The 24,059-nt window shown below is 52.5% G+C and carries 17 protein-coding genes; 15 read left to right on the top strand and 2 right to left on the bottom strand.

Annotated elements, in window-relative coordinates; all coding sequences use genetic code 11:
• The first annotated feature begins 108 nt into the window (after positions 1 to 108).
• Entirely contained in the window at positions 109 to 1,047 is a 939-nt protein-coding gene (locus tag P4D80_RS14545) for a carbon dioxide-concentrating mechanism protein CcmK (RefSeq protein WP_421654722.1), read from the top strand.
• Between the two features lie 6 nt (positions 1,048 to 1,053).
• Here the strand turns inward: P4D80_RS14545 and P4D80_RS14540 are convergent, their stop codons facing one another.
• Positions 1,054 to 2,151, bottom strand: a complete 1,098-nt coding sequence (locus P4D80_RS14540; protein WP_421654721.1) for a hybrid sensor histidine kinase/response regulator — start codon at positions 2,149 to 2,151, stop codon at positions 1,054 to 1,056.
• Between the two features lie 411 nt (positions 2,152 to 2,562).
• On the opposite strand from P4D80_RS14540, the gene P4D80_RS14535 reads away from it, so the two are divergent.
• The 3 genes from P4D80_RS14535 to P4D80_RS14525 all read left to right on the top strand — a co-directional run bounded on the left by P4D80_RS14535 (position 2,563) and on the right by P4D80_RS14525 (position 6,580).
• Entirely contained in the window at positions 2,563 to 3,927 is a 1,365-nt protein-coding gene (locus tag P4D80_RS14535) for an FAD-binding oxidoreductase (RefSeq protein WP_421654720.1), read from the top strand.
• A gap of 3 nt (positions 3,928 to 3,930) precedes the next feature.
• Entirely contained in the window at positions 3,931 to 5,331 is a 1,401-nt protein-coding gene (locus tag P4D80_RS14530; protein ID WP_421654719.1) for a (Fe-S)-binding protein, read from the top strand.
• A gap of 133 nt (positions 5,332 to 5,464) precedes the next feature.
• A complete protein-coding gene (locus P4D80_RS14525) occupies positions 5,465 to 6,580 on the top strand; it encodes an N-acetylmuramoyl-L-alanine amidase (protein WP_421654718.1) in 1,116 nt (371 codons plus the stop codon).
• 29 nt (positions 6,581 to 6,609) lie between these two features.
• Here P4D80_RS14525 and P4D80_RS14520 read toward each other — a convergent pair whose 3' ends face one another.
• Positions 6,610 to 7,869 carry a dicarboxylate/amino acid:cation symporter gene (locus P4D80_RS14520; protein ID WP_421654717.1) on the bottom strand — a complete coding sequence of 420 codons (1,260 nt, stop codon included), beginning with the start codon at positions 7,867 to 7,869 and terminating at the stop codon, positions 6,610 to 6,612.
• Positions 7,870 to 8,043: 174 nt separating this feature from the next.
• Between P4D80_RS14520 and P4D80_RS14515 the strand changes: the two genes are divergently transcribed.
• The 11 genes from P4D80_RS14515 (at position 8,044) to P4D80_RS14465 (ending at position 23,573) form a co-directional block, all read left to right on the top strand.
• Positions 8,044 to 9,471 (top strand): 16S rRNA (cytosine(967)-C(5))-methyltransferase, encoded by a 1,428-nt coding sequence (locus tag P4D80_RS14515; protein WP_421654716.1) that lies wholly within the window; start codon positions 8,044 to 8,046, stop codon positions 9,469 to 9,471.
• A gap of 66 nt (positions 9,472 to 9,537) precedes the next feature.
• Positions 9,538 to 9,960: a TerB family tellurite resistance protein gene (locus P4D80_RS14510; RefSeq protein WP_421654715.1), complete on the top strand. Its 423-nt coding sequence runs from the start codon at positions 9,538 to 9,540 to the stop codon at positions 9,958 to 9,960.
• 74 nt (positions 9,961 to 10,034) lie between these two features.
• Positions 10,035 to 10,818 (top strand): IS1 family transposase gene (locus tag P4D80_RS14505; protein WP_421659536.1). Its coding sequence is split into 2 segments (ribosomal slippage): positions 10,035 to 10,334 and positions 10,336 to 10,818, totalling 783 coding nucleotides; the frame shifts between segments, so codons are not numbered across the junction.
• 579 nt (positions 10,819 to 11,397) lie between these two features.
• Positions 11,398 to 13,869: a DEAD/DEAH box helicase gene (locus P4D80_RS14500; protein ID WP_421654714.1), complete on the top strand. Its 2,472-nt coding sequence runs from the start codon at positions 11,398 to 11,400 to the stop codon at positions 13,867 to 13,869.
• 48 nt (positions 13,870 to 13,917) lie between these two features.
• Complete coding sequence (locus P4D80_RS14495; RefSeq protein WP_421654713.1) at positions 13,918 to 14,574, top strand: hypothetical protein; 657 nt, start codon at positions 13,918 to 13,920, stop codon at positions 14,572 to 14,574.
• Entirely contained in the window at positions 14,492 to 15,019 is a 528-nt protein-coding gene (locus P4D80_RS14490) for a DUF3883 domain-containing protein (protein WP_421654712.1), read from the top strand. The genes P4D80_RS14495 and P4D80_RS14490 overlap by 83 nt, the downstream gene beginning before the upstream one ends.
• Before the next feature lie 60 nt (positions 15,020 to 15,079).
• Positions 15,080 to 15,463: a GxxExxY protein gene (locus tag P4D80_RS14485; protein ID WP_421654711.1), complete on the top strand. Its 384-nt coding sequence runs from the start codon at positions 15,080 to 15,082 to the stop codon at positions 15,461 to 15,463.
• A 12-nt stretch (positions 15,464 to 15,475) separates the two neighbouring features.
• Positions 15,476 to 16,915, top strand: coding sequence for a DUF1156 domain-containing protein (locus P4D80_RS14480; RefSeq protein WP_421654710.1), 1,440 nt, complete (start codon positions 15,476 to 15,478; stop codon positions 16,913 to 16,915).
• Positions 16,916 to 18,842: 1,927 nt separating this feature from the next.
• A complete protein-coding gene (locus P4D80_RS14475; protein WP_421654709.1) occupies positions 18,843 to 19,415 on the top strand; it encodes a Uma2 family endonuclease in 573 nt (190 codons plus the stop codon).
• A gap of 4 nt (positions 19,416 to 19,419) precedes the next feature.
• Positions 19,420 to 20,058 (top strand): Uma2 family endonuclease, encoded by a 639-nt coding sequence (locus tag P4D80_RS14470; RefSeq protein WP_421654708.1) that lies wholly within the window; start codon positions 19,420 to 19,422, stop codon positions 20,056 to 20,058.
• A gap of 74 nt (positions 20,059 to 20,132) precedes the next feature.
• Positions 20,133 to 23,573 carry a Swt1 family HEPN domain-containing protein gene (locus tag P4D80_RS14465; RefSeq protein ID WP_421654707.1) on the top strand — a complete coding sequence of 1,147 codons (3,441 nt, stop codon included), beginning with the start codon at positions 20,133 to 20,135 and terminating at the stop codon, positions 23,571 to 23,573.
• The last annotated feature ends 486 nt before the right edge of the window (positions 23,574 to 24,059 follow it).

Genomic DNA, 24,059 nt, shown 5'->3' with positions numbered 1-24,059 from the left:
AGTGGGACCGTGCCCCCAGGCAGGGGGTTCACTCCCTCCACCCCCGAAATTATCCTTAATTAATTGGGCCTAGCTACTTACTGAAGCAAACCACGGTTTCTGAAATCAATGAGTCGCCGAGAAGACTTTACAGATACTGCGCTGGGGCTTGTCTCCGCCCAAAGCTTTCCTGCCATTGTGGGGATTGCTGACCACATGCTGAAGTCGTCTGGAGTGACGCTGGTTGGGTATGAAAAGATTGGTGGAGGACACTGTACGGCGATCGTCCGGGGTGGGGTTGCCGATGTGCGGCTGGCAGTTCAGGAAGGTGCTGAACGGGCCGCCCAATTTGGGCAACAACTCTCAACCCTGGTGATTCCGCGCCCAATGCCCAATCTGGAAGCGGTTCTGCCGATTGGCAATCGCCTGGCTCAACTTGCCACGGGTCGGGGACACAGCAAACTCAGTAATCAGGCTGTGGGTTTGCTAGAAACGCGAGGGTTTCCTGCGATGGTTGGTGCTGCCGATGCCATGTTGAAAGCTGCGGATGTGGTGCTGGCTGCCTATGAAACGATTGGGGCGGGATTATGTACGGCCATTGTTCGGGGTTCGGTGGCAAACGTGGCAGTGGCACTGGATGTGGGCATGGTTGAAGCGGAGCGGATTGGTGAACTGCACGCTGTGATGTTGGTACCCCGTCCTTTGGATGATTTGGATCAAACCCTGCCTCTGGCAAGCTGCTGGATCGAAGAGCTACAGCCGCTCCGTCTTCCTATTACTGCAAAGGAAACGGAGAAGGAGCTGGTTGCATTACCCGATCTCAAACAACAGCAAAAAACGCTGGCAATGGCAGAGCAACCTGTGGTGAAGAAGGTTGAGGTATTACCAATGGAGCCTGTTTCAGATCCGGCAAGTTCTAATGCACAGGTTGATACTAACGTTACTCCAGCTTTTTCTGAACCTTCTGCGCCTGAATTGTCGATGAATTTAAATGATGATGATTCAGATTCCCAATCTTCTCAGACTGCGAAGGGAACTGGTAAACTGAGGCGAAAGCCGAGAACGTAGGGGCTTTTATGGAGTTAGGTTGGAGAGGGTGATTTTAACGGTTGTTTGGACACCGGGGGTACTTTCAATCGACAGGCTCCCCTGGTGCAGTTCAACTAGCCGTTTGGCGATCGCAAACCCCAACCCAGATCCTTGTTGCTCATAAAATTTGCGCTCAAACTGCATATAAGCTCCCAGGCGGGCAATCTGTTCCACGGTCAAGCCGCGCCCGCGATCGCGGATCCACAGGGTGAATCCTTCATCACTTACTGTTGCTGTCAAATGAACTGGGGTGCCTGCCCTGGAAAACTTAAATGCGTTATCCGTCAGTTCCTCTACCACTTTATTCAGTTTTAGATCCGCAATTTGAACGGTCGTATTTTGCAAATTGAGGTGGAGGTCTGCCTCCCGACCATAGCGTTTGGCGACCTGGGTAGCGACGTTGGCAATCAGGACTTTGGGATAGTGGGTGACTGCACTGCGAAAGAAGCGAATCCGTTCAGTATCTTTGGCGGCCAGTTCAAGCTCGACATAGAGCAAATAGTTTTGGATTAACCGATGGAGGCGATCGGCAGCAGCGTAAATGCCCTCTGCCACCTCCAGCACTTCGCGCCGGTCAATCTGCTCATAATCCTCAATTAACAATTCTGTCAAACCCAAGATGCCGTGCAGTGGTGTTTGCAGTTCGTGCGGTAGCGATAGAGCAATGCTATTGCGCAGCTCATCCAACTGCTGCTGAGACTGACTGGCGAGAATGGCTTGCTTCTCAAAGCGGCTGGCGATCGCTCCCAACAACTCTTCCATTGTAAAGGGCTTGGTGAGGTAATCATCAGCCCCCAGTTGCATTCCCTGTCGAATGTTTTCTTTGGCACCCATAGCCGTCAAGAAAATGAACGGAATAGTGGCGGTCGCAGGGTGATGACGCAAGGCAGATAAAACTTCATAGCCATTCGGTTGGGGCATCACTACATCACACAAAATCAAATCGGGCAGGTGCTCCTGCGCCTTTTGAATGCCAATACTGCCATCTTCTGCACTGATGGTTTGAAAGCCCTCCTTTTCTAGCAATTCGAGAATCATTTCTCGAATTGAACGTTCATCCTCAATAATCAGGATTTTCTTCATCGATTGCTACTATGTGGGCTTAATGGCTTGATCAGGTGAAAATAGTCGCCAAGCTGATTTTCAGCAATTTCAGATCCATCGTCAACGAAATTAATACCAGGTATAGCTGTCACCAGGTTGCTTAGGACATCGATTTTAAGAAGGTGTAGGGCTTCACCCTTAGTCAGGGGGGAACCCCTGTACCCCCATCCTAAGCCTGGTGGCCATAGCTATGAGGTATCGCAATTTTCATATAGAGGGACGCCGATCCTGATCAGGGAAGGCATGAGAGGCGAGGTGGATCTCAATACCTGCTCTAGTATGCCCTCAGCCTTCGAGGAATTTCCTATGACCCTGGTGCAGCCGAGAAACCGTATGATGGATGATTAAGCCATCAGGGCAATCCGCAACGTAAGGAGTCGCGATTGAGGAATGGGAGGGAGTTTTGCTAACGAAGATCTTGACCTCCAGGCAATTGAAAAACTCCTTGGAGCTTCTGCTGTTTTTGACTGGGAAACGCTGAATTCTGGGTGGCAGGTAGCGCTGCAAGGGGCAGTGGCTCCCGGTTCAACCGTCTGTGGTGTTGTGTTTCCGGGCACTCAAACCGAGCTGGCAGAGGTAATGACCCATGCCAGCCATCAGCGGTGGACAGTTCTTCCTGTGGGGTGCGGCAGCAAGCTGCATTGGGGCGGATTGGTCCGCGGGGGGCAGGGGGAAGCGCGATCGCCTCTGATCGCCATCAGTACCGGGCGAATGAATCGTTTAATTGATCATGCGGTGGGAGACCTGACGGTGACGGTGGAAGCGGGAATGGGCTTTGCTGATTTGCAAGCCACCCTGGCAAAAGCCGGGCAGTTTCTGGCGATCGACCCGGCCTTCCCCGAACGAGCCACCATTGGCGGAATTGTGGCAACGGCGGATACAGGTTCTCTGCGGCACCGCTACAACAGTGTGCGGGATATGCTGCTGGGGCTGTCTTTGGTGCGGGCAGATGGGCAGCTCGCCAGGGCAGGCGGACGGGTGGTCAAGAATGTGGCGGGTTATGACCTGATGAAGCTGTTTACGGGGTCCTATGGCACGCTGGGGGTGATCACTCAAGTCACATTTCGGGTCTATCCACTTCCAGAAACATCCCAAACGGTTGTACTGGCCGGGAAGGCAGAATTGATTGCCCAGGCCACCGCCGCCCTGTTAAGTTCGGCACTGACTCCGGTATCGGTTGACCTGCTTTCGGCCCAAACCGTTCAGGCACTGGATTTAGGATGCGTAAAGGGAATGGCGATCGCCGTTCGCTTCCAGGGAATTCAGCCCAGTGTGGAACAGCAGGTAAACCGCATACTGGAATTGGGACAATCCTTGGGCCTGGCCAGTGTTTCTGAAACTGAAGTAGATGAGGCTCTATGGGAACGCCTCCGAAAACACATGACAGCAGAAGGACAGGAGCGGGCGATCGCCTGCAAAATAGGAATAAGCCCGTCAGAAGCGGTTTCTGTGATAGAGCAAATGGACTCAATTGAGTTGCCCGAAACGGTCTGGTACGGACAGATTCATGCGGCCAGTGGATTGGGGAGGCTGGTTTTTCCGGATTCGGTCTCACTGGAGTCTTTGTTGAAGCTGCGATCGCGGCTTCAAACCCGCTGTGGATTTTTGTCCATTCTGCAAGCTCCCGTTTCCTTGAAACAACAGATAGATGTTTGGGGCTACTCTGGCAATGCCCTTGATCTCATGCGGAAGCTAAAGCAACAATTCGACCCCAACTACCGTTTAAGCCCCCATCGGTTTGTGGGGGGAATTTAACTGATGAATACCCAATCCAAAGAAACAGTAGACCTTGAAAGAGCAACCCACGCAGCGATGGCAGAAGAGGCACCCCCCTCGTCTTCCCTTCCCCCTTTTCCCCGCTTCGATTCCCACAATCCTCCCGACCCCAAGCTGATTGATGCCTGTGTTCACTGCGGCTTCTGCCTTTCTACCTGTCCTAGTTACCGGGTCATCGGCAAGGAAACCGATTCTCCCAGAGGCCGAATTTACTTAATGGATGGGGTGAACGAGGGGCAGATCCCCCTCTCTCCAGCAACAGTTCAGCACTTTGATTCCTGCCTGGGATGTCTGGCCTGCGTCACCACCTGCCCCTCTGGAGTGCGATACGACAAATTAATTGAGGCCACCCGACAGCAGGTTGAACGAAACCATCCCCGATCGCTCCCCGAAAAGCTGCTGCGCCAGCTCATTTTCTCTACCTTTCCCTATCCTAACCGGATGCGCTGGTTACTCCGGCCTCTGGGGATTTACCAGAAATCGGGATTACAGAAATGGGTGCGATCGCTCAACTTCCTGAAAGCCCTTTCGCCCCAACTGGCTGCGATGGAGGCCATGTTGCCAACCATCTCCCCGCAGGCATTTCAGGACACCCTGCCAGAAATTGTGCCCCCCCAGGGAACACCCCGTTACCGGGTTGGGCTGATTCTGGGATGCGTTCAGCGCCTATTTAACCCGGAAGTGAACGACGCCACAGTACGCGTTTTGGCTGCTAATGGCTGCGAAGTAGTCATGCCCAGGTCACAAGGTTGCTGTGCAGCCCTCACCCACCACCAGGGACAGGAAGCACAAACCAAAACCCTCGCTCGCCATTTGATTGATAGCTTTGCAGATACGGGCGTGGATTACGTGCTGGTAAATGCCTCCGGTTGTGGGCACACCCTGAAGGAATACGGCAACATCCTGAGCGATGATCCGCAATACCGGGAAAAAGCCAGGGATTTTGCTAGCAGGGTTAAAGACGTGCAGGAGTTTCTGGCAACAGTCGGATTGACCGCCCCCCTCTCACCCCTGCAAGACGAACCACTAACGCTGGTGTATCAGGACGCCTGCCATATGTTGCATGGGCAAAAAATTAGCGTCCAGCCCCGTCAGCTTCTACGGCAAATTCCTGGAGTGCGCCTGCGTGAACCTGTAGATGCAGCCTTGTGCTGTGGTAGTGCTGGTGTTTACAACATTCTGCAACCAGAGGTGGCCGCGGAACTGGGGCGGCAAAAGGTCGAAAACCTGACCAATACGGGAGCCTCCGTGATTGTTTCAGCCAATATTGGCTGCTTCGTCCAAATCAGCCGACATCTCAAATTGCAAGGAAAGGATCTGCCCGTTCTACATCCTATGCAGCTACTGGACTCTTCTATCCGTAAGTCCAGCTTTGGCAAGTGATAGGAGTCGATACAGCTCATCCTGTATAATTTTTAACCTTAGGGAATGTCATCCATCCGGCAACTATTTGCGATGAATGACGTCTTGGGAGGATTGTGACATGAAACCCTGAGACAGTTAGGCAGGTAGGATTGTGAAATTAAACTGGTTTCTGCCCGCTCTAGTGGGTACGGTTTTGATGGCTACCGCTGTGGAAGCGGCTACCCTGGAGCAATGGCGGTTTGACCAGGGGCAAAACCAGCTAGAAATTAAGACCGATCAGCAAGTTCAGCCACGGGCCAAGTTGCTTTCCAAACCCACCCGCCTGGTTATTGATTTGCCGGGAATCATTTTGGGGCGTCCGCGTCAAAGCCAATCGGTGGGTGGAGCCATTCGCAGTTTGCGTGTGGGGCAGTTTGATCGCAGCACCACCCGGATTGTGGTGGAACTGGCTCCGGGCTATACGCTGGATCCAAAGCAGGTGCGGTTTCGGGGGGTATATGCCAATCAATGGATCGTTCAGCTTCCCGAACCCCAATTAGTTCCCCCCTCTGAGCCAAATGATCCTGATGGGGATATCATCGTCGGTCAGCGTCCGCTTGAAGTTCCGCTGGAAACGGTTATTCTGGTGCCCTTTCCAGAACAAAGGCGGACTTCCCCTACTGCTACCCCAAGGCCGATCGCACCTGCCCCCCGCACTGGCTTACCTCCTTTACGCACACCAAACAGCCGCCCGATTGTGGTTGTCGATCCAGGTCACGGTGGTCCCGATCCAGGGGCGATCGGTATTGGGGGATTGCGGGAGATAGATGTGGCAACCCCGATCGCCTTCCGGGTTGCAGAGTTACTTCGCAAAGAAGGTGTCGAAGCAGTTCTGACCCGTGAAGATGACCGGGATCTGGGGCTGGAACCCCGCGTTCAACTCGCTAATCGGCTGAACGCGAATGTATTTGTCAGCATTCATGCTAATGCTATCAGTCTGGCTCGGACTGACATCAGCGGGGTAGAAACCTATTACTACGACTCCGGCAAGGAACTGGCTGAAACTATTCACCGCAGTATTCTAGAAAGCACTGGAGTGCGCGATCGCCGCGTCAGGCAAGCCCGATTTTACGTTCTGCGGCGAACCCGGATGCCCGCTGTCCTGGTCGAAGTCGGCTTTGTCACCGGTGCAGAAGACGCCCCCAGGCTAAGGGATCCAGCCTTTCAGAATCGAATGGCCGAAGCGATCGCGCGTGGGGTTTTACGCTACCTGCGACTGGAACGATAGGTGGTAGGGTGGATGGCTAGAGGGATCACTCATCCACCCATCCACCCATCCACCCCCTCACCCCCTTCTCCTCTTTCTTCAAGAGAAGCTTCTGGATTCTCCCAGCGGCTAAGTAGAATGGCGTTTACGATGTTGCCGGTGATGTTTACGATGGTCTTAAAACCATCAGTGAGGCGATCAACGCCTGCAACAATCGCAACTCCTTCGAGGGGGAGTCCTGCCGCCGAGAGTACGGTGGTCATCATGATGATGCCTGAACCAGGGACTCCGGCGGTGCTGAAGGATACGAGTAGGGTGCTGAGGGCGATCGCCACCAGCAAATCGGTCGTCAGTGGAATGTGGTAAATCTGGGCGATGAACAATGCATTAAAAGCCTGGTAAATAGCTGAGCCATCCCGCTTGAGGACGGTTCCCAGGGGAATGGCAAAGCTGGCGATTGCTGCACTCATGCCATAGCGTTCCTGCGCATCCTGGAGCGTCACGGGTAAAACTGCATTGGTGCTGGCTGTTCCAAAACCGAGCGAGAAGGTGGGAAAGAAGGATTGGAAGAACTTGATCGGCTTTGCTTTTAGGACAAGTAGAATCAGCACATACAGACCCATCATGATGGCAAACGCCAGAAGCATGCCCAGGATGTAATAAAGAAGTCGGGCAATCAATCCAAACCCCTGGGTGGCAATAACTGAACTGATTAAGGCAAAAACACCAACCGGAGCGGTGTACAGGATGACAGACAAAACTTTTTCAAAGATGGCGTAGATGCTGTCAATGAAACTGACAAAGCTGGCTGATTTATCTCCCGCCAGTTGAATGCCCGTCACAATCAGTGCTGCGGAGAAGATAGTTTGGAGCAAATTGCTGGTTGCCAGTGCTTCCAGGGGGTTGACCGGCACCAGGTTCACCAACCAATCAATTAAAGAGGAACGATGGGTTGTACTGGCAACTGCATTAATGGATAAACCCGTCATACCCACTCCCGGTTGCAAAATCAGGGCGATCGCCATTCCCAGGAAAACGGCGGTCGCTGCCGTCATGACATACCCTGTAAACAGTTTGAGCAAATACCGCCCAACCTGAGAGGTATCCTGTACCTTCGTCAACCCCAGCACTAGGGATGAAAAAACGATGGGCACCACCACAAACTGAATCAGGCGGAGAAAGCTATTGCCTAAAGGAGTGAGAAGATAGTGATCCAGTGGTGCGATCGCCTCCGGAAAGAAGCCATTCAACAAAGCACCAAAAACAATTCCCACGCCCAGAGAACCGAGAATGAGCGTCGATAAATTCATAACCCTGCCTGCATCCTACCCAAACCGCACTCGATCAATCTACCATCGCTGGTGGTTTGTCAAATTAAATTTGACAGGTGGCTCAGGTTGAATGGTTTGATTTGAGTTAAATTCTGAGGGGCTTTAACCCATCAAAATTTTCCTGACGAATACCAGTCCCCCTCCGCCCTGCTAATGTCCCTTCTCCCCCGCCAACTGGCTTTTCTGACTTTGCGTGCTATCCATCGCGATGCCTTTGCAGACGTAGCCTTAGACCGGGTACTGAACCAGAACGATTTGCTACCCCCGGATCGCCGCTTGTTAACCGAACTGGTGTACGGCAGTATCCGGCGGCAACGAACTCTGGACGCGATGATTGACCATTTAGCCAGGAAGAAAGCGCACCAGCAACCATCAGATCTGCGGACAATCCTGCACCTGGGGCTGTATCAACTTTGCTATCTTAACCACATCCCCGCCTCTGCAGCGGTCAACACAACTGTGGATCTGGCCAAGCAAAATGGACTGGCAGGACTGGCCGGGTTTGTCAATGGCGTGCTGCGGCAGTTCATTCGCCTGGTAGAACAGGAAAAGGAAACCGGGAAATCGGGAAGCGACGAAAAGTTATCTTCCAGCCCTTGTCTAGATCCAGCAGGGCACGTTTCCAACCCAAGGCTCTCCTTTCTTCTGTCGCCTTCCCTTTCTCCCATTGAGCGTTTGGGCATTCTGCACAGCTATCCTGACTGGATCGTTGCTGTTTGGCTGGAGCAGCTAGGACTACAAGAAACTGAAGCCCTGTGTGAATGGATGAACCAGCCTCCGCATATCGATTTGCGAGTAAACACGCTGCAAGCAACGGTGGAATCGGTAGAGGCGGCGATGCAGGCAGCGAACGTTGTGGTTGGGCGAGTACCCTACTTACCCCAGGCATTGAGGTTGCTGGAACCTGCAGGGGCAGTACAACAGCTACCCGGTTTTCATGAGGGGCAGTGGATGGTTCAGGACAGCAGTGCCCAACTGGTTGGCTATCTGGTCGATCCGCAACCGGGAGAGGTCGTGGCAGACGCCTGTGCCGCACCGGGGGGCAAAACCATGCATCTGGCAGAGTTGATGCAGGATAAAGGAACGGTTTGGGCTTGCGATCGCACCCCCTCCCGGCTCAAAAAACTTCAGCAAAATGCAGAGCGTCTCGGTTTGCATTCGATCCAAACAGTGGCGGGAGATAGCCGTGACATGCCGCAGTTGAGGGAACAGTGCGATCGCGTCCTGGTAGACGCTCCTTGCTCTGGCCTCGGCACCCTCCACCGCCATGCCGATGCCCGCTGGCGGCAAACCCCTGAATCGGTTCAGGAACTGGCGACCTTGCAAACTCAACTTTTGGAGCAAGCGGCTACCTGGGTCAAACCAGCGGGCATCCTGGTCTATGCCACCTGTACCCTCCATCCGGCTGAAAATGAAACCGTGATTCAAACCTTTCTGACCCATCACCCCCAGTGGCGAATTGAACCGCCCACGCCCGGTTCTCCTCCTGCGGCCTTCACCACTCCGGCTGGCTGGGTCAAAGTGTGGCCCCATCGTCATGATATGGATGGGTTTTTCATGACTCGGCTAAAGAAGAGTTAAAGAAGTGGAGGGGTCTGAAGCGGAGGGTGTAGGGTACAGGTACGGACACATCACCAACCCAAAGCTATGACAGCAGATCCTAAGCTCAAAACCCTCATCAAAATTCTGATTGGTACTGCCTGGTTGGATGGACAAATCCAGCCGGAAGAGCGGGAATACCTGCATCGGGTGGTCAAAGAAAAAGGCATGGCGGATGAGCCGGATATCCAACCCCTCCTCTACGAATTTAGACCCGTCAAGCCTGAGGAATGCTATGGATGGGTAAAGGAATTTCTGGGCAACCAGCCTACCACCGAAAGCTGTCAGCAGCTCATTGAAGCCATTAGTGGTCTGATTTACAGCGATGGTACCGTCGCCAATGAAGAAGCGCGGCTCCTGACCAACCTGCAATTGCTGGACCCTGCCCACGAATCTTCAGAGCCTAAAGAAAGTACCATCTTGAAGACTGTGCGCGACCTCTATCGACGCTGGATATCTAACCTGGGTTAGCCGGGAATCGCTGGGTAGATGAATAGAGAGGATATCCAGGTAATGTTCTGACATGGGGATAGGAGTCAGGGAAAATCGGAGCACTCGAACCCGTTAAATTCTCCCAAACAACTACGACGGTACTTGAACCTGTGCATTGCCCCACCTGTGAGAGCACGAATATCGTCAAGCATGGTAAAACTGCCGAGGGTAAGCAACGGTATAAATGCCATAATCCTGAATGCACTCGTCATAGCTTTGTTCGGGAGTATTCTTACCGAGGCTACTTGCCTACTGTGAAACAACAGATTTGTGAGATGGCGCTCAACGGCATCGGGATTCGCGATACTGCGCGGGTACTCAAGATTAGCCCAACCACCGTCCTTGAAGAATTAAAAAAAAGATCGTCATCTTGAACACGTGAACCGACCCTTGTTAGAACAACTTAAGCCGACCTCTGCGATAGTCGTCAAACACATTAAGGAAGCGGAAGCTGACGAGATGGGGAGTTTTGTTCACTCGAAGCAGCAGGAGCGTTGGTTACGGCACGCAATTGATCATCAAACCGGGTACGTGTTGGCCTATGTGCTGGCCGATCATACAGACCAGGCGCTCGTTGAGTTAAAAGCATTGTTAGAGCCGTTTGGCGTTCAAACGTTTTACACCGATGGATGGGGAGCGTATGCCCGTTTGGTGGATGAAGACCAGTACGTCGTTGGCAAGTGGAATACCCAAAAAATCGAGCGCAAACACTTAACGTTACGAACGCGAATTAAGCGATTAGCTCGCAAAACCATCTGCTTCTCCAAGTCCGAATGGCTGCATGACATCGTGATTGGATTGTTCATCAATCGCTACGAGTTTGGGCGGGCTGTTTGACTTCATCGATCCCCATGTCTAGAACATTAGCCTCGCACAGTAACAGCTCCCTTAGTTGGCTTAAACGAACTCCGAATAGGTTCAGCACACATTGGCAACCCTGAGCTGGAACCTGCTTTTCAGTTGATGGGAGTGGCAGCAGTTCCCGAAATACCAAGACTGGCATGGAATCTTTGCGTTGATGCCGTTGCAAAGTGTCTATGTTCAATTTCCAATTCCCTGTAACCATAATCGGCAATCTAACAATTGCGGTGCAGCGGATTGAAGAAAGCCGCTGGTGCTGAGTTAGGATTCTGACAAAAATAACTTGAGTAACTTCTAAAACATGTTGCCTGCCTACAAGGCTTTCTAAGTTTTGGGAGTGCAATTTAAATTTGTAAGGATCCTTAGAGATTACTAGCAACCGCTGACCGCAACCGTTATCCCTACCGACGCTGTGAGTTAGTTAGGCGTGTTCCTCCCGCTGTCAGGATATTGAACTATAAAAGGACAGAATATATCTATGCTGTGAGAAATGCTGTGAGAAATGGTGAGCAGCGTACTTTTCACGGCGACCCTATTCCCGAAAACTCTTAGTCTATGGCGAACCTCGAAGATCTCACCCGTGGTACTACCGTCAAAGGCATCCTGCCGACTCAGAACGTTACCGTCATTGATGCAAAGTGGCATGGGAGTGACGTTGTTGAGTTGACCTATAAAGACGCGAACGGTCAACCTCACACTGAGATCCTGTTTCGCGATCGCGAGCCAACCTTAGAAATTGTTACCGCAGGACGACCGTGGAGCTTTGATGGGGATGGTGCGTTGCTGCGGTTAGTTTCCGAAGCCCATCGCATTCGGCTGGCTCACTTATTTGATCCGCTGCTAGCGGTTCATACCTCGTTGGTGGAACCCCTGCCCCACCAGATCACGGCGGTGTATGGCGAGATGCTGACCCGTCAACCGCTGCGGTTCCTCTTGGCTGACGATCCGGGAGCCGGAAAAACCATCATGGCCGGACTGTTTATCCGGGAGTTGCTGATTCGGGGAGACTTACAACGGTGCTTGATCGTTTGTCCGGGCAGTCTGGCCGTACAGTGGCAGGATGAGCTGTTTCAAAAGTTTCATCTGCCCTTTGAGATTCTGACCAATGACCGGATCGAAGCGGCTCGCACTGGGAACGCCTTTGCGGAAATGCCGCTGGTCATCGTTCGACTGGACAAGCTCAGTCGCAGTGAAGACCTGCAAGCCAAGCTTGGGCAAACCGATTGGGATCTGGTGGTGGTGGATGAGGCTCACAAAATGTCTGCCTCATTTTTTGGCGGTGAAATCAAGGAAACCAAGCGTTATAAGCTCGGTAAGCTGCTGTCAACACTGACCCGCCATTTTCTGTTGATGACGGCAACGCCCCACAACGGGAAAGAAGAAGACTTCCAGCTTTTCCTGGCGCTACTGGATGGCGATCGCTTTGAAGGGCGCTTCCGAGACGGGGTACATACCTGTGATGTGTCGGATTTAATGCGGCGACTGGTCAAGGAAGATCTGCTCAAGTTTGATGGCAAACCGCTCTTTCCTGAACGTCGGGCACACACGGTCAAGTATGTCCTGTCCGATCTGGAGGCCATTCTTTACAAGCAAGTTACCGATTACGTCAGAGAAGAATTTAACCGAGCCGAAGCCTTAGCCAATGATGGCCGCCGCCAAGGAACCGTTGGCTTTGCCTTGACCATTTTGCAACGTCGCCTTGCCTCTTCTCCCGAAGCCATCTATCAATCCCTGCAACGACGGCGGGAACGGCTACAGAAGCGGCTTCGAGAGGAAGAACTCTTGAAACGAGGGCCATCAGCGGAGATCGACTTTGGCCCCACCATTGACCCCGATGATTGGGACGATGATTTTGAGGATTCCTCTAGTGATGAGCGCGAGCGTCAAGAAGAAGAGGTAGTTGACCAGGCCACGGCAGCTCGCACGATCGCCGAACTCAAAGCCGAGATCGATCAGCTCAGTAAACTGGAAGATTTAGCCTTGCGGGTGCGACGCAGTGGCAAGGATCGCAAGTGGGACGAGCTATCTAAGCTGTTACAGAATAGCGCTGAGATGTTTGATGCCGGGGGGCATCGGCGCAAACTGGTGATCTTTACCGAACATCGGGATACCCTGAACTATCTGGTCAGTCAAATTACGACCCTCATCGGGCGACCTGAGGCAGTGGTCACAATCCACGGTGGCATGGGACGAGAAGAGCGCAAGAAGGCAGAGGAAGCCTTTAAGCAAGATGTCATGGTGCAAGTTTTGATCGCCACGGATGCGGCGGGGGAAGGGATTAACCTGCAACGGGCACATTTAATGGTGAACTACGATCTGCCGTGGAACCCGAATCGACTGGAGCAGCGATTTGGGCGAATTCACCGGATTGGACAAACGGAAGTCTGCCATCTTTGGAACCTAGTGGCAGAGGAAACCCGCGAGGGGGATGTGTATCTCTCGCTGCTCAAAAAGCTGGAGATCGAGCAAAAGGCGCTCGGTGGCAAGGTCTTTGATGTGTTGGGCAAAGCGATCGCCGGTAAGGAACTGCGAGAATTGCTGATTGAAGCGATCCGCTACGGCGATCGCCCAGAAGTTAAAGCGAAGCTTGACCAGGTGGTTGCCGATCGCCTCGACCAAAGTCGGTTTCGAGAGTTGCTAGAGGAACGTGCCTTGGCACGAGACTCCATGGACGCGACCAAGGTGCAGCAGGTTTGCCAGGAGATGGAGCGAGCGGAAGCCCGAAAACTCCAGCCCCATTTCATTGCCTCCTTTTTCTTGGAAGCATTCCAGCGATTGGGCGGTACGATTCGGCAGCGGGAACCCAAGCGGTACGAGATTACCCATGTTCCGGCGGCGATCCGCAATCGCGATCGGGGGATTGGAGTGGGTGAGGCCATCTTAAAACGGTATGAGCGGATCTGTTTTGAGAAGGAACTCATCAGCGTTCCTGGAAAACCCCCGGCTGATTTTGTCTGCCCTGGCCATCCCCTCCTCGATGCCACCCTAGATTTGATCTTGGAGCGGCATCGGGCGCTGCTCCGGTAGGGTGCCATTCTGGTAGACGAAAACGATCTGGGAGAAGAAGTCCGTGCTTTGGTGTATTTGGAACATTCCATTCAGGATGCGCGAACCGAGCGGGAGGGTCGGCGACGGGTCGTCTCGCGTCGGATGCAGTATGTGGAGATTTTGGAACCACAAAGGCACGAAGGACACAAAGAAGAAGAAGTCGCTGTGAGAAATGCGGGGTATGCGTCTTACCTGGACTACCGATCGCTCACCCCAGACGAACAGGCTCTCCTCGCTGATCCTTTGTGTTCTTTGTGCCTTCGTGGTTCAAATCTAGAAGATCAAGCCACCACCTACGCCATCACCCATCTCGTCTCTCAACACCTCCAAGAAGTCCGGGAACAGAAGGAAGCGTTGATTGAGAAGACCCGGCGGGCGGTGAAGGATCGCCTGACGAAGGAAATTAACTATTGGGATCGTCGGGCAGCGGATCTGCGCTTGCAGGAGCAAGTCGGTAAGCCGAATGCCAAGCTCAATTCTGCCAAAGCCCAGCAACGGGCAGATGAGTTAGCCGCACGGTTGCAAAAACGCCTATCTGAGTTGGAGCAGGAACGCCAACTTTCGCCTCTGCCCCCCTGTTGTGGTTGGCGGTGCTTTAGTCGTGCCGATCGGTCTCTTGCAACGGCTACAGGGAAAACGAGAAGCGGCGACCAGTACCTTCGCCAGAGAAACCAAGCGCATTGAGCGAGCCGCAATGGAAGCAGTCATGGCCGCAGAACGGGCGTTGGGGTATGAACCACGGGATGTCAGCGCGCAGAAGTGTGGTTATGACATTGAATCGGTGATACCGGAGACTGGGCAATTGCGATTTATTGAGGTGAAAGGCAGGGTAGAGGGGGCCGAAACGGTTACAGTTACGAAAAACGAAATTCTAACGGCACTGAATAAGCCGAATAATTTTATCTTGGCCTTGGTGCAGGTTCCTGCGGATCGGGATTTCCCAGAGGGGGATGCGTTTGCGGTGCGCGAGTCTGGTGGGGATTATCGAGTGTCGAGGGGAAACTGTAACATCCGCTATGTTGAGGAACCATTTCAACGGGAGCCAGATTTTGGGGCGAGTAGCGTGAATTATGCGTGGCGGGAGTTATGGGAGCGAGGGGATGAACCACAAAGGCACGAAGGACACTAAGAGCTTTGTGAACTTTGTGTCTTCGTGGTTCACTTTATTCAAACCACAAAGACACGAAGGATGAGTCGAGAGGAGGCCAATCGGTTATCGAATCTGATTATTGGGGCAGCCATTCAGGTGCATCGGGAGTTGGGTCCTGGTTTATTGGAGTCTGCCTATGAAGCTTGTCTGAAGTACGAGCTATCCCAACAAGGGTTGCGAGTTGAGAGCCAGGTGCCCCAGCCCGTAATTTACAAGGGCATCCACCTAGATTGCGGCTATCGTTTAGATCTGTTGGTGGAAGATCTGGTAATTGTGGAACTCAAAACAGTTGAAATCCTACAACCCATCCACACCGCCCAACTCCTCACCTACCTTAAACTCAAAAAACTCTGGCTGGGACTCCTGATAAACTTCAATGTCCCCATCCTCAAAAACGGTATCAAACGCCTCGTCAACCATTAACCTTCGTGTCCTTTGTGCCTTTGTGGTTCCCATGAAAAAAAGCTCATCGAAGTCGCCCTGCCCCTAGAAGCTATCAATATAGAGTCAGCGCGGGAAAAATCCATCCGCCACGGTCATCCCTCCACGCTGCATTTGTGGTGGGCGCGCCGACCGTTAGCGGCATGTCGAGCGGTGTTGTGGGCTTCGTTGGTGGATGATCCCTCCAGTTGGCCAGACAGATTCCCGACGGAGGAAGACCAAACGCGGGAACGACAGCGGCTGTTTGACATCTTGGGTCGAATTACCCTGGAAACGGATACAAAGGGCAAAACCAAGCAGGTCGTGCGCGGTCTGGTGTCTTGGGATGATGTGAATGACCCAAAATCCAAGGTACTGGAGGCAGCACAACGAGAAATTGCGCGATGCTTGGCTTGGAATCGAGGAGAAGAACCTCCGACAGAACCAGATGCTGTGCGGGAATATATTGCTAAGTATGCGCCACCGGTCTATGACCCGTTTGCCGGCGGGGGTTCGATTCCGTTGGAAGCGCAGCGGTTGGGGTTGGAGGCTCACGCCAGCGATTTGAATCCGGTGGCAGTGTTGATTAATAAGGCGTTGATTGAGATTCCGCCGAAGTTTAAGGATCAGGCTCCGGTAAATCCTGACGATCGCGCCAAGAAAAATATTTCATCCTGGCGGGGGGCGCAGGGGTTGGCGGCGGATGTGCGGTTTTATGGGGCTTGGATGCGCGATCGCGCATTTGAGCGGATTGGGCATTTGTATCCAAAGGTGAAGATTAACCACGAAGGCACGGAGGGCACGGAGGCAACGGTAATTGCTTGGCTGTGGGCGCGGACGGTGAAATGCCCAAACCCGGCTTGTGGATGCCAGATGCCGTTGGTGCGGAGTTTTCAGCTTTCGACGAAGAAGGGGAAGCAGGCTTGGGTAGAGCCGGAGGTGATTAACCACGAAGGCACAAAGGACACGAAGCCAGACGATCCTTTGTGTTCTCCGTGTCTTAGTGGTTCTAATTCGCCTCAAATCCGGTTTGTGGTGAAGTCGGGAGAGGGCAAAGCACCGGCGGGAACCGTAGAACGAAAGGGGGCGCGGTGTATTGCCTGCGAAACGCCCGTGCCGTTGGAGTATGTGCGGAGTGAGGGCAGAGCCGGACGCATGGGGGCGCAGTTGATGGCGATCGTGGCTGAAGGAGAAAATGGACGGGTTTATCTATCGCCTCAACAAGAACACGTTGAAATTGCTGATTCAGCAAAACCCACTTGGAAACCATCGGGAGAACTCCAAGGAAATGCCGTGTTAGTGTCCCACTGTATGGGATGGCAACTTTTGCCGATCTCTTCACGCCGCGTCAACTGGTTGCCCTCACCACCTTCAGCGATTTGGTGGGCGAAGCACGGGAAAAGGCGACTCAGGATGCCATTGCGGCGGGGCTACCGGATGATGATGTGCCGTTGAGGGATGGCGGGACGGGGGCTAGGGCTTATGGAGAGGCGATCGCAACATACTTGGGATTTGGAGTGGATCGATTAGCAGATAGGTGCTCAACTATTTGCAGTTGGGATACAGGATATGTAAAAGTTCGAAATACTTTTGCTAGACAAGCAGTTCCAATGACGTGGGATTTTGCAGAAGCCAATCCAATGAGTGACTCTACAGGAAACTTTAACGGCGCTATTGAGTGGATTGTGAAAGTTCTTGAGGTTGCTTTTCCCAATTCTCAATCGAAAGTCCACCAACACGACGCGATCGCCCCTCACCCCAACGACACCACCCCAAAACTCATCTCCACCGACCCGCCCTATTTCGACAATATCGGGTATGCAGATTTGTCAGATTTTTTCTATGTTTGGCTGCGGCGTTCCCTGGGTTCTGTTTATCCCAACATTTGCAGCACCCTCTTAGTCCCCAAAGCCCAAGAATTGGTTGCTACACCCTACCGATTTGGCGGCAGCAAACAAAAAGCCAAAGAATTTTTTGAAGAAGGACTGAGCAAAACTTTTGAGCGTCTCAATAAAGTTGTTCACTCAGACTATCCGCTAACGGTTTACTACGCCTTCAAACAAGAAGAAACCGATCAAAAAGGTCAAGATGATGAGTCTGTAGCCTCCACGGGTTGGGAAACCATTCTGGAAGGATTGATTCAATCTAATTTCAGCATTCATGGCACTTGGCCAATGCGTAGCGAACTGAGTAACCGCATGGTGGCATCAGGAACCAACGCCCTCGCTTCCTCCATCGTCCTCGTCTGCCGCCCCCGCCCCGCCGACGCGCCCAAAATCACCCGTCGCCAATTCCTCACCGAACTCAAACGCGACCTTCCCCCCGCCCTCAAAACCCTCCAACAAGGCAACATCGCTCCTGTGGATCTTGCTCAAGCCAGCATCGGCCCCGGCATGGCGGTTTATTCCAAATATGCAGCAGTGTTAGAAAACGATGGCTCCCCCATGCGGGTGCGTACCGCCCTGCAACTGATTAATCAAATCCTCGACGAATTCCTCACCGAACAAGAAGGCGAATTTGACAGCGATACCCGTTGGGCGCTCACCTGGTTCGAGCAATATCAGTTCAACGAAGGGCAATACGGCGATGCCGAAACCCTCAGCAAAGCCAAAAACACCAGCGTTAGCGGCATGGTCGAAGCGGGCATCCTAGAAGCCAAGGGCGGCAAGGTGCGCTTGCTCAAACGCAGCGAGCTAAAACCGGACTGGGATCCCAGCAGCGACAATCGAATAACCGACTGGGAAATTGCTCAGTATCTCATCCACGAACTCGATCAAAAGGGTGAAATGGGAGCCGCCGCACTGCTGGCTAAACTGGGAAGTAGAGGCGAAATGGCCCGCGATCTGGCCTATCGGCTCTATAGCCTGTGCGACAGAAAGAGTTGGACGCAGGAAGCCATTGCCTACAACAGCCTGGTCATCTCCTGGCCCGAAATCACTCGGTTAGCATCAGAAGTGAAGCCCAACGAACCCACCCAAACCAGTTTGTTATGACTCTCCGTGCCCTTCGTGCCTTTGTGGTGAATAAAAACCACGGAGACACAGAAAACACAGAGAAATCCTAAAAAACACAGAGAAATCCTAAAGGAGTTAAGCCATGAACACCCGGTTAGTCGAATCTGTCATTTAGCTTATCCGTTCGCTCTCCCCACAGGAGCAAGCCATCTTAGAAGAAAAGCTTTTCTTTGATTTTGCTCACCCATCTAGCCCAGATCTCGTCACCCTCGCCCTACGAGGTGGTAGTTTCGAGTTCTTGAATGACGAACTCGACCTCTATAGCCTGGAGGATGGAGAACCCATTCCATGTCCTTAGCGAAAGGCGATGTTGTGTTGGTTCCCTTTCCCTTTACCGATTGACGTGTAATCCCCACAAAGAAACTCCCATGATTGCCCTTAATCTGCGCCCCACTCTCCAACTGACTGATGAAGTCTTTGCCCAACTCTGCCAACAGAACCCCGAGTTGCGCCTCGAACGCACCGCCCAAGGAGAACTGATCGTCATGTCCCCCGCCGGCAGTGAAAGTGGTCGTCAAAATTTGAGCCTGAGCGCCCAACTTTGGTACTGGAACCAACAAGCCAAACTCGGAGTAGCCTTTGATTCTTCCGCCGGTTTCACCCTCCCCAACGGAGCCATCCGCTCCCCCGATGCCGCCTGGATTGAACAAACTCGCTGGGATAACCTATCCCCCGAGCAACGGCGCAAATTTGCCCCCCTTTGTCCCGACTTCGTCCTAGAACTCAAATCCCCCACCGACGAATTATCCATTCTCCAAGCCAAGCTACAAGAATATATGAACAATGGCGCACAACTGGGTTGGTTGATTGTTCCCGAAACCCAGCAAGTTTTTGTGTACCTTCTTGGGCAAGATGTTCGGGTGTTTTACCGCCCCAACACCCTCACTGGCGATCCGGTACTTCCCGGTTTTGCGATGGATTTAATCCCTATCTGGGAATAAGACCATGGTCATGGTACAACTACGCCAACTTTCGGTTCCACCCGGTCAACGCCTGTTGATTCGCGACTTAGATTGGTCAAAATTTGCAGCCTTTCTCGATGAACTCGGCGAAAAACGCGCCAGCCGCATCGCCTACTGCGATGGAATTTTGGAAATTAGGATGCCATTACCCGAACAGAGAGTTGATAAGGAACTGATTGGCGATCTAGTTAAGATATTGCTGGAAGAGCTAGAAATCGATTGTGAATGCTTTGGTTCAACTACCTTCAAAAAAAAGGAAGCTAATAGTGGGCTTGAACCTGATCGGTGCTTTTACATCAAAAACCATCAACAGATGCGCGGCAAACGTCAATTGAATCTGGCGATCGATCCGCCTCCCGATCTCGCCATTGAAGTTGATGTCACCTCCAAAACCCAAATCGATGCCTACACCCGCTTAGGCGTTCCCGAACTGTGGGTTTACGAAGGGACTGAGCTAAAAATTTACCGCCTGGAAGCAGGGCAATATCAGAGTTCCACGACCAGCTCAACGTTTCCGAAGCTACCGATTTTGGCGTGGGTTGCAGAAGTATTAGAGCAAAGTCGAGCGATCGGTAGAAGCCCTGCTTTACGAGCTTTTCGTCAAAAGATCCGATCCCTTTGATTTCCATAAAACCTTAGTGCCCTTAGTGCCTTTGTGGTTCCTTATCCTCATCTCACCCTCACCCAATCACTCCTATGGCCATCAGCAATCACGAACGAGTCGGACGCGCCCTGAATCTACTCCGCGATGGGCTCTACCCCTTTGTTGAGCGGGAGATGAAGGCCATACATGGCGATCGCTGGATTGTCGCCGCCTCAGCCTGTTTACCCGATAGCTATGTCAAGTATAAAAAAGCCCAGGATGTTCTTCAGGAAGATGTCTCCGCCTTACTGATTGTGATGTGGGAGCAATGGAACAATGTTTTTAAGAACCCTTTAGGACAATCCGAACGAACCCTGGTTAGCGAACTCCGCACAACTCGCAACAACTGGGCGCACAAAACCACCTTCACCACCGATGATGCCTATCGCGCTTTGGATACCATCGCTCGTCTCCTCACTGCCGTCTCTGCTCCAGAAGCCGATCAAGTCGAAAAACAGAAACAAGAACTGCTGCGGGTGCGTTTTGAAGACCAAGCTCGGCGGGAAACTCGAAAAGCCGCAGTTGCACCAACGGAAGGCCAACCGATGACGGGGCTAAAACCCTGGCGCGAAATTGCTACCCCTCACCCCGATGTTGCTTCTGGCAATTTCCAACAAGCCGAATTTGCCGCCGACCTCTGGCAGGTCTATCTGGATGAAGGCTCCGATGAGTACCGCGACCCCACCGAATTCTATCGCCGCACTTACCTGACCGAAGGACTGAAACAACTCCTCACCAATGCCCTGCGGCGGCTGAGTGGTCAAGGCGGCGATCCCGTCATCCAACTGCAAACCAACTTCGGGGGTGGGAAAACCCATGCGATGCTCGCCCTGTATCACTTGTGCAACGCCAGGGAAATTTCCGACCTGCCCGGCATGGAATCTCTCTTCCAGGCAACTGGCCTCGATAAACCACCCCAAAATGTCAACGTGGCTGTCTTGGTTGGCAATAAGCTCCAACCCAGTGGAATTGTCCCCTACAAACCCGAACATGACAAGCAAAAACGTCCCCCGATCAAAACGCTTTGGGGAGAACTTGCTTGGCAACTGGGGGGAGCCGAGGGCTACGAACTGGTGCGCCGAGCCGATGAAACCTCAACTAATCCCGGCGATACCTTGACCCAACTGTTTAACCGCTATTCTCCCTGTTTGATTCTGATTGATGAATGGGTTGCCTATGCGCGGCAGTTACACGAACAGAGCGACCTAGCGGGTGGTAGCTTCGATACCCAATTCACCTTTGCCCAGACCCTCAGCGAATCGGCAAAGAATGCAGACCGAACCCTCTTGGCCGTTAGCATCCCCGCCTCTGAAACCCAAGATTCCAAAACAGGACAAACCCGAAGTACCGATATTGAAACCGGAGGAGAACGCGGCAAAGAAGCCCTAGACAGACTCAGAAATGCGATCGGTCGGGTGGAATCCCCTTGGCGACCCGCCAGCGCGGAAGAAAGTTTTGAAATTGTGCGACGGCGCTTGTTCCAACCCATCACTGACCCACAACTATTTGTCCAGCGGGATGCGGTTGTCAAAGCCTTTGCTGATCTGTACCGCAACCAAAGCCAAGAGTTTCCGAGCGAATGTAAGGAAGCTGACTACGAGCGGCGAATGCGAGATGCCTACCCCATCCATCCCGAATTGTTCGATCGCCTTTATTCGGATTGGTCTACCCTCGACAAATTTCAGCGGACTCGCGGCGTGCTGCGGCTGATGGCAAAGGTGATTCACTCTCTCTGGGAACGCGACGACAAAAGCTTGATGATCCTGCCTGCCCATGTGCCCATGGACGATCCGCAGGTGCAGTCCGAACTCGCCCGTTATCTGGAGGACAACTGGATTCCCGTGATCGACAAGGATGTGGATGGAGCCAATTCCCTCCCCCTTGCCCTCGATCGCAACAATCCGAATCTGGGGCGTTACTCGGCCTGTCGCCGCGTCACCCGCACCGTCTTTATGGGTTCTGCGCCTACCTTGCGAGCAGCCAATCGCGGCTTAGACGATCGCAGAGTCAAACTAGGCTGCGTTCAACCGGGGGAAAGTGCGTCCACCTTTGGCGATGCCCTGCGCCGACTGACAGATCAGGCCACCTACCTCTACGTTGATGAGAGCAAGCGCTATTGGGTGTCTACCCAGCCCAATGTCAACCGCACCGCCCAAGAACGGGCAGAACAACTGTTGGGCGATCGCTACCCGGTCTGGGAAGAAATCATCAAACGCCTCAAGTCCGATAAAAACCGGGGCGAGTTCAGTGCCGTCCATGTCGCGCCCGACTCCACCGCCGACATCCCTGACGATCCAAACTTGGGAGTTCGGTTGGTGGTACTCGATCCCCAACATCCCCATAGCAAAGGCACCGAAGACAGCGCTGCTCGCCAGTGGGTCGAGGATGCCCTGAATCATAGAGGCAGCAGCCCCCGCTATTACAAAAACACCCTGCTGTTCCTGGCACCGGATAAAACCAAAATTGAAAACCTAGGACGCTATGTCGCCCAATACCTAGCCTGGAAATCTGTTCTGGCTGACGATAAGAAGCAGACCCTGAATCTGGATAACTTTCAACGCAGTCAAGCTGAAACCAAATGCGATAGCACCAACAAAGACGTTGATAATATCCTCTGTGAGACCTATCAGTGGCTGCTGATACCGAATCAACCCAAAGCTCAGGGTGGTATTGAGTGGAAGGAAACTCGACTGCAAGAGCAGGGTTCACCCATCCTGCGTGCCAGTTGCAAAGCAGTCTATGAAGGCGATCTGCTTGCCACCTATGCGGCTACCAATCTGCGACTCGAAGCACTGGATAAATTTCTCTGGCGAGACACGAATCACATCGATCTCAAACGGCTTTGGGAATATCTCACCCAGTACCTCTATCTCCCGCGCTTGAAGGATCAATCGGTTCTTTTGCAAGCCGTGCAAGATGGTGTGACTTCAACGGTGTGGGCTGATAACTTTGCCTATGCGGAAGGCTTTGATGACGCAAAAGGGAGGTATCTCGGTCTTCAGGTAGGCACAGGTATCAACCCCAGCATTAGCCCCCAAAGCCTGTTGGTTAAGCCAGAAGTTGCTCAGCAGCAATTTAATGCTGAAGCCGCTCAGGCAATCACAATTAACACTGGAGAGGCTATAACCATTCCCGTGGACGGAACAACTGGTGGCAGTACACCCTCTGTTCGCGCTAGTGGCGACTTGTCGCATGGTTCTGGTGATAATGCTACAAAGAATGGTGAGCAGGGCGGGGCAGGAGGAACTCAAGCACCTATCCTCCGTAGATTTTATGGAAATGTGGATATTGATGCGATGCGAATTAACCGAGATGTTTCGGCGATCGCGAACGAGGTCATTCAACATCTAACCACTTTGCCTGGCGCAACGGTCAAAATGACGCTAGAGATTGAAGCTGAAATTCCTGAGGGAGTACCGGATGATGTAGCACGTACCGTCATGGAAAATTGCCGAACGCTCAAGTTCAACAGTCAATCATTTGAGCAGAAGTAATGTGAGAGTAGCAGTAGAACCTCAAGAGGTAATGATGAACGGTGCTAGTCGCCACTAATTTCAAACTGTAGTAATGGACTTATATATTTAGACATTACCGGAAATCACACATTACCGGAAATCAATCGCTCGATATGAGAATGGGCGATAAAGTCATGAAAATTGACAGTTTTATGCAAGACAGTTTTATGCAAAGAAGTTTTATGCAAAGAATTGATTTCCTTTCTTGCTTCCGATTGAGTCTCTTGGTTAAGAAGCTATTAAACTTTTTCAGGAAAGGATGCCTGAGCTTATACGCTTAGCACTTCCCCTTTTAGGGAATGCTGCTTAGAGAATGCTGCCGAACAGCGATGATCAATTGGATATCAGATCTTCGTCCCGTCAAACTTTTTCTGACGGAACATCGGGTCTCAAAAAGTCAATCTTAATAAAAAGTCAATCTTAATAACTTGTATAGCTCTAAGCGGGTGCCATTAGGACATTGGA

Origin of the sequence: Leptothermofonsia sp. ETS-13 (assembly GCF_049200465.1) — a bacterium.
GTDB lineage: Bacteria > Cyanobacteriota > Cyanobacteriia > Leptolyngbyales > Leptolyngbyaceae > Leptothermofonsia.
Note: the sequence above shows the minus strand (reverse complement) of the source record. Positions and strands in the feature narration are given on the sequence as shown.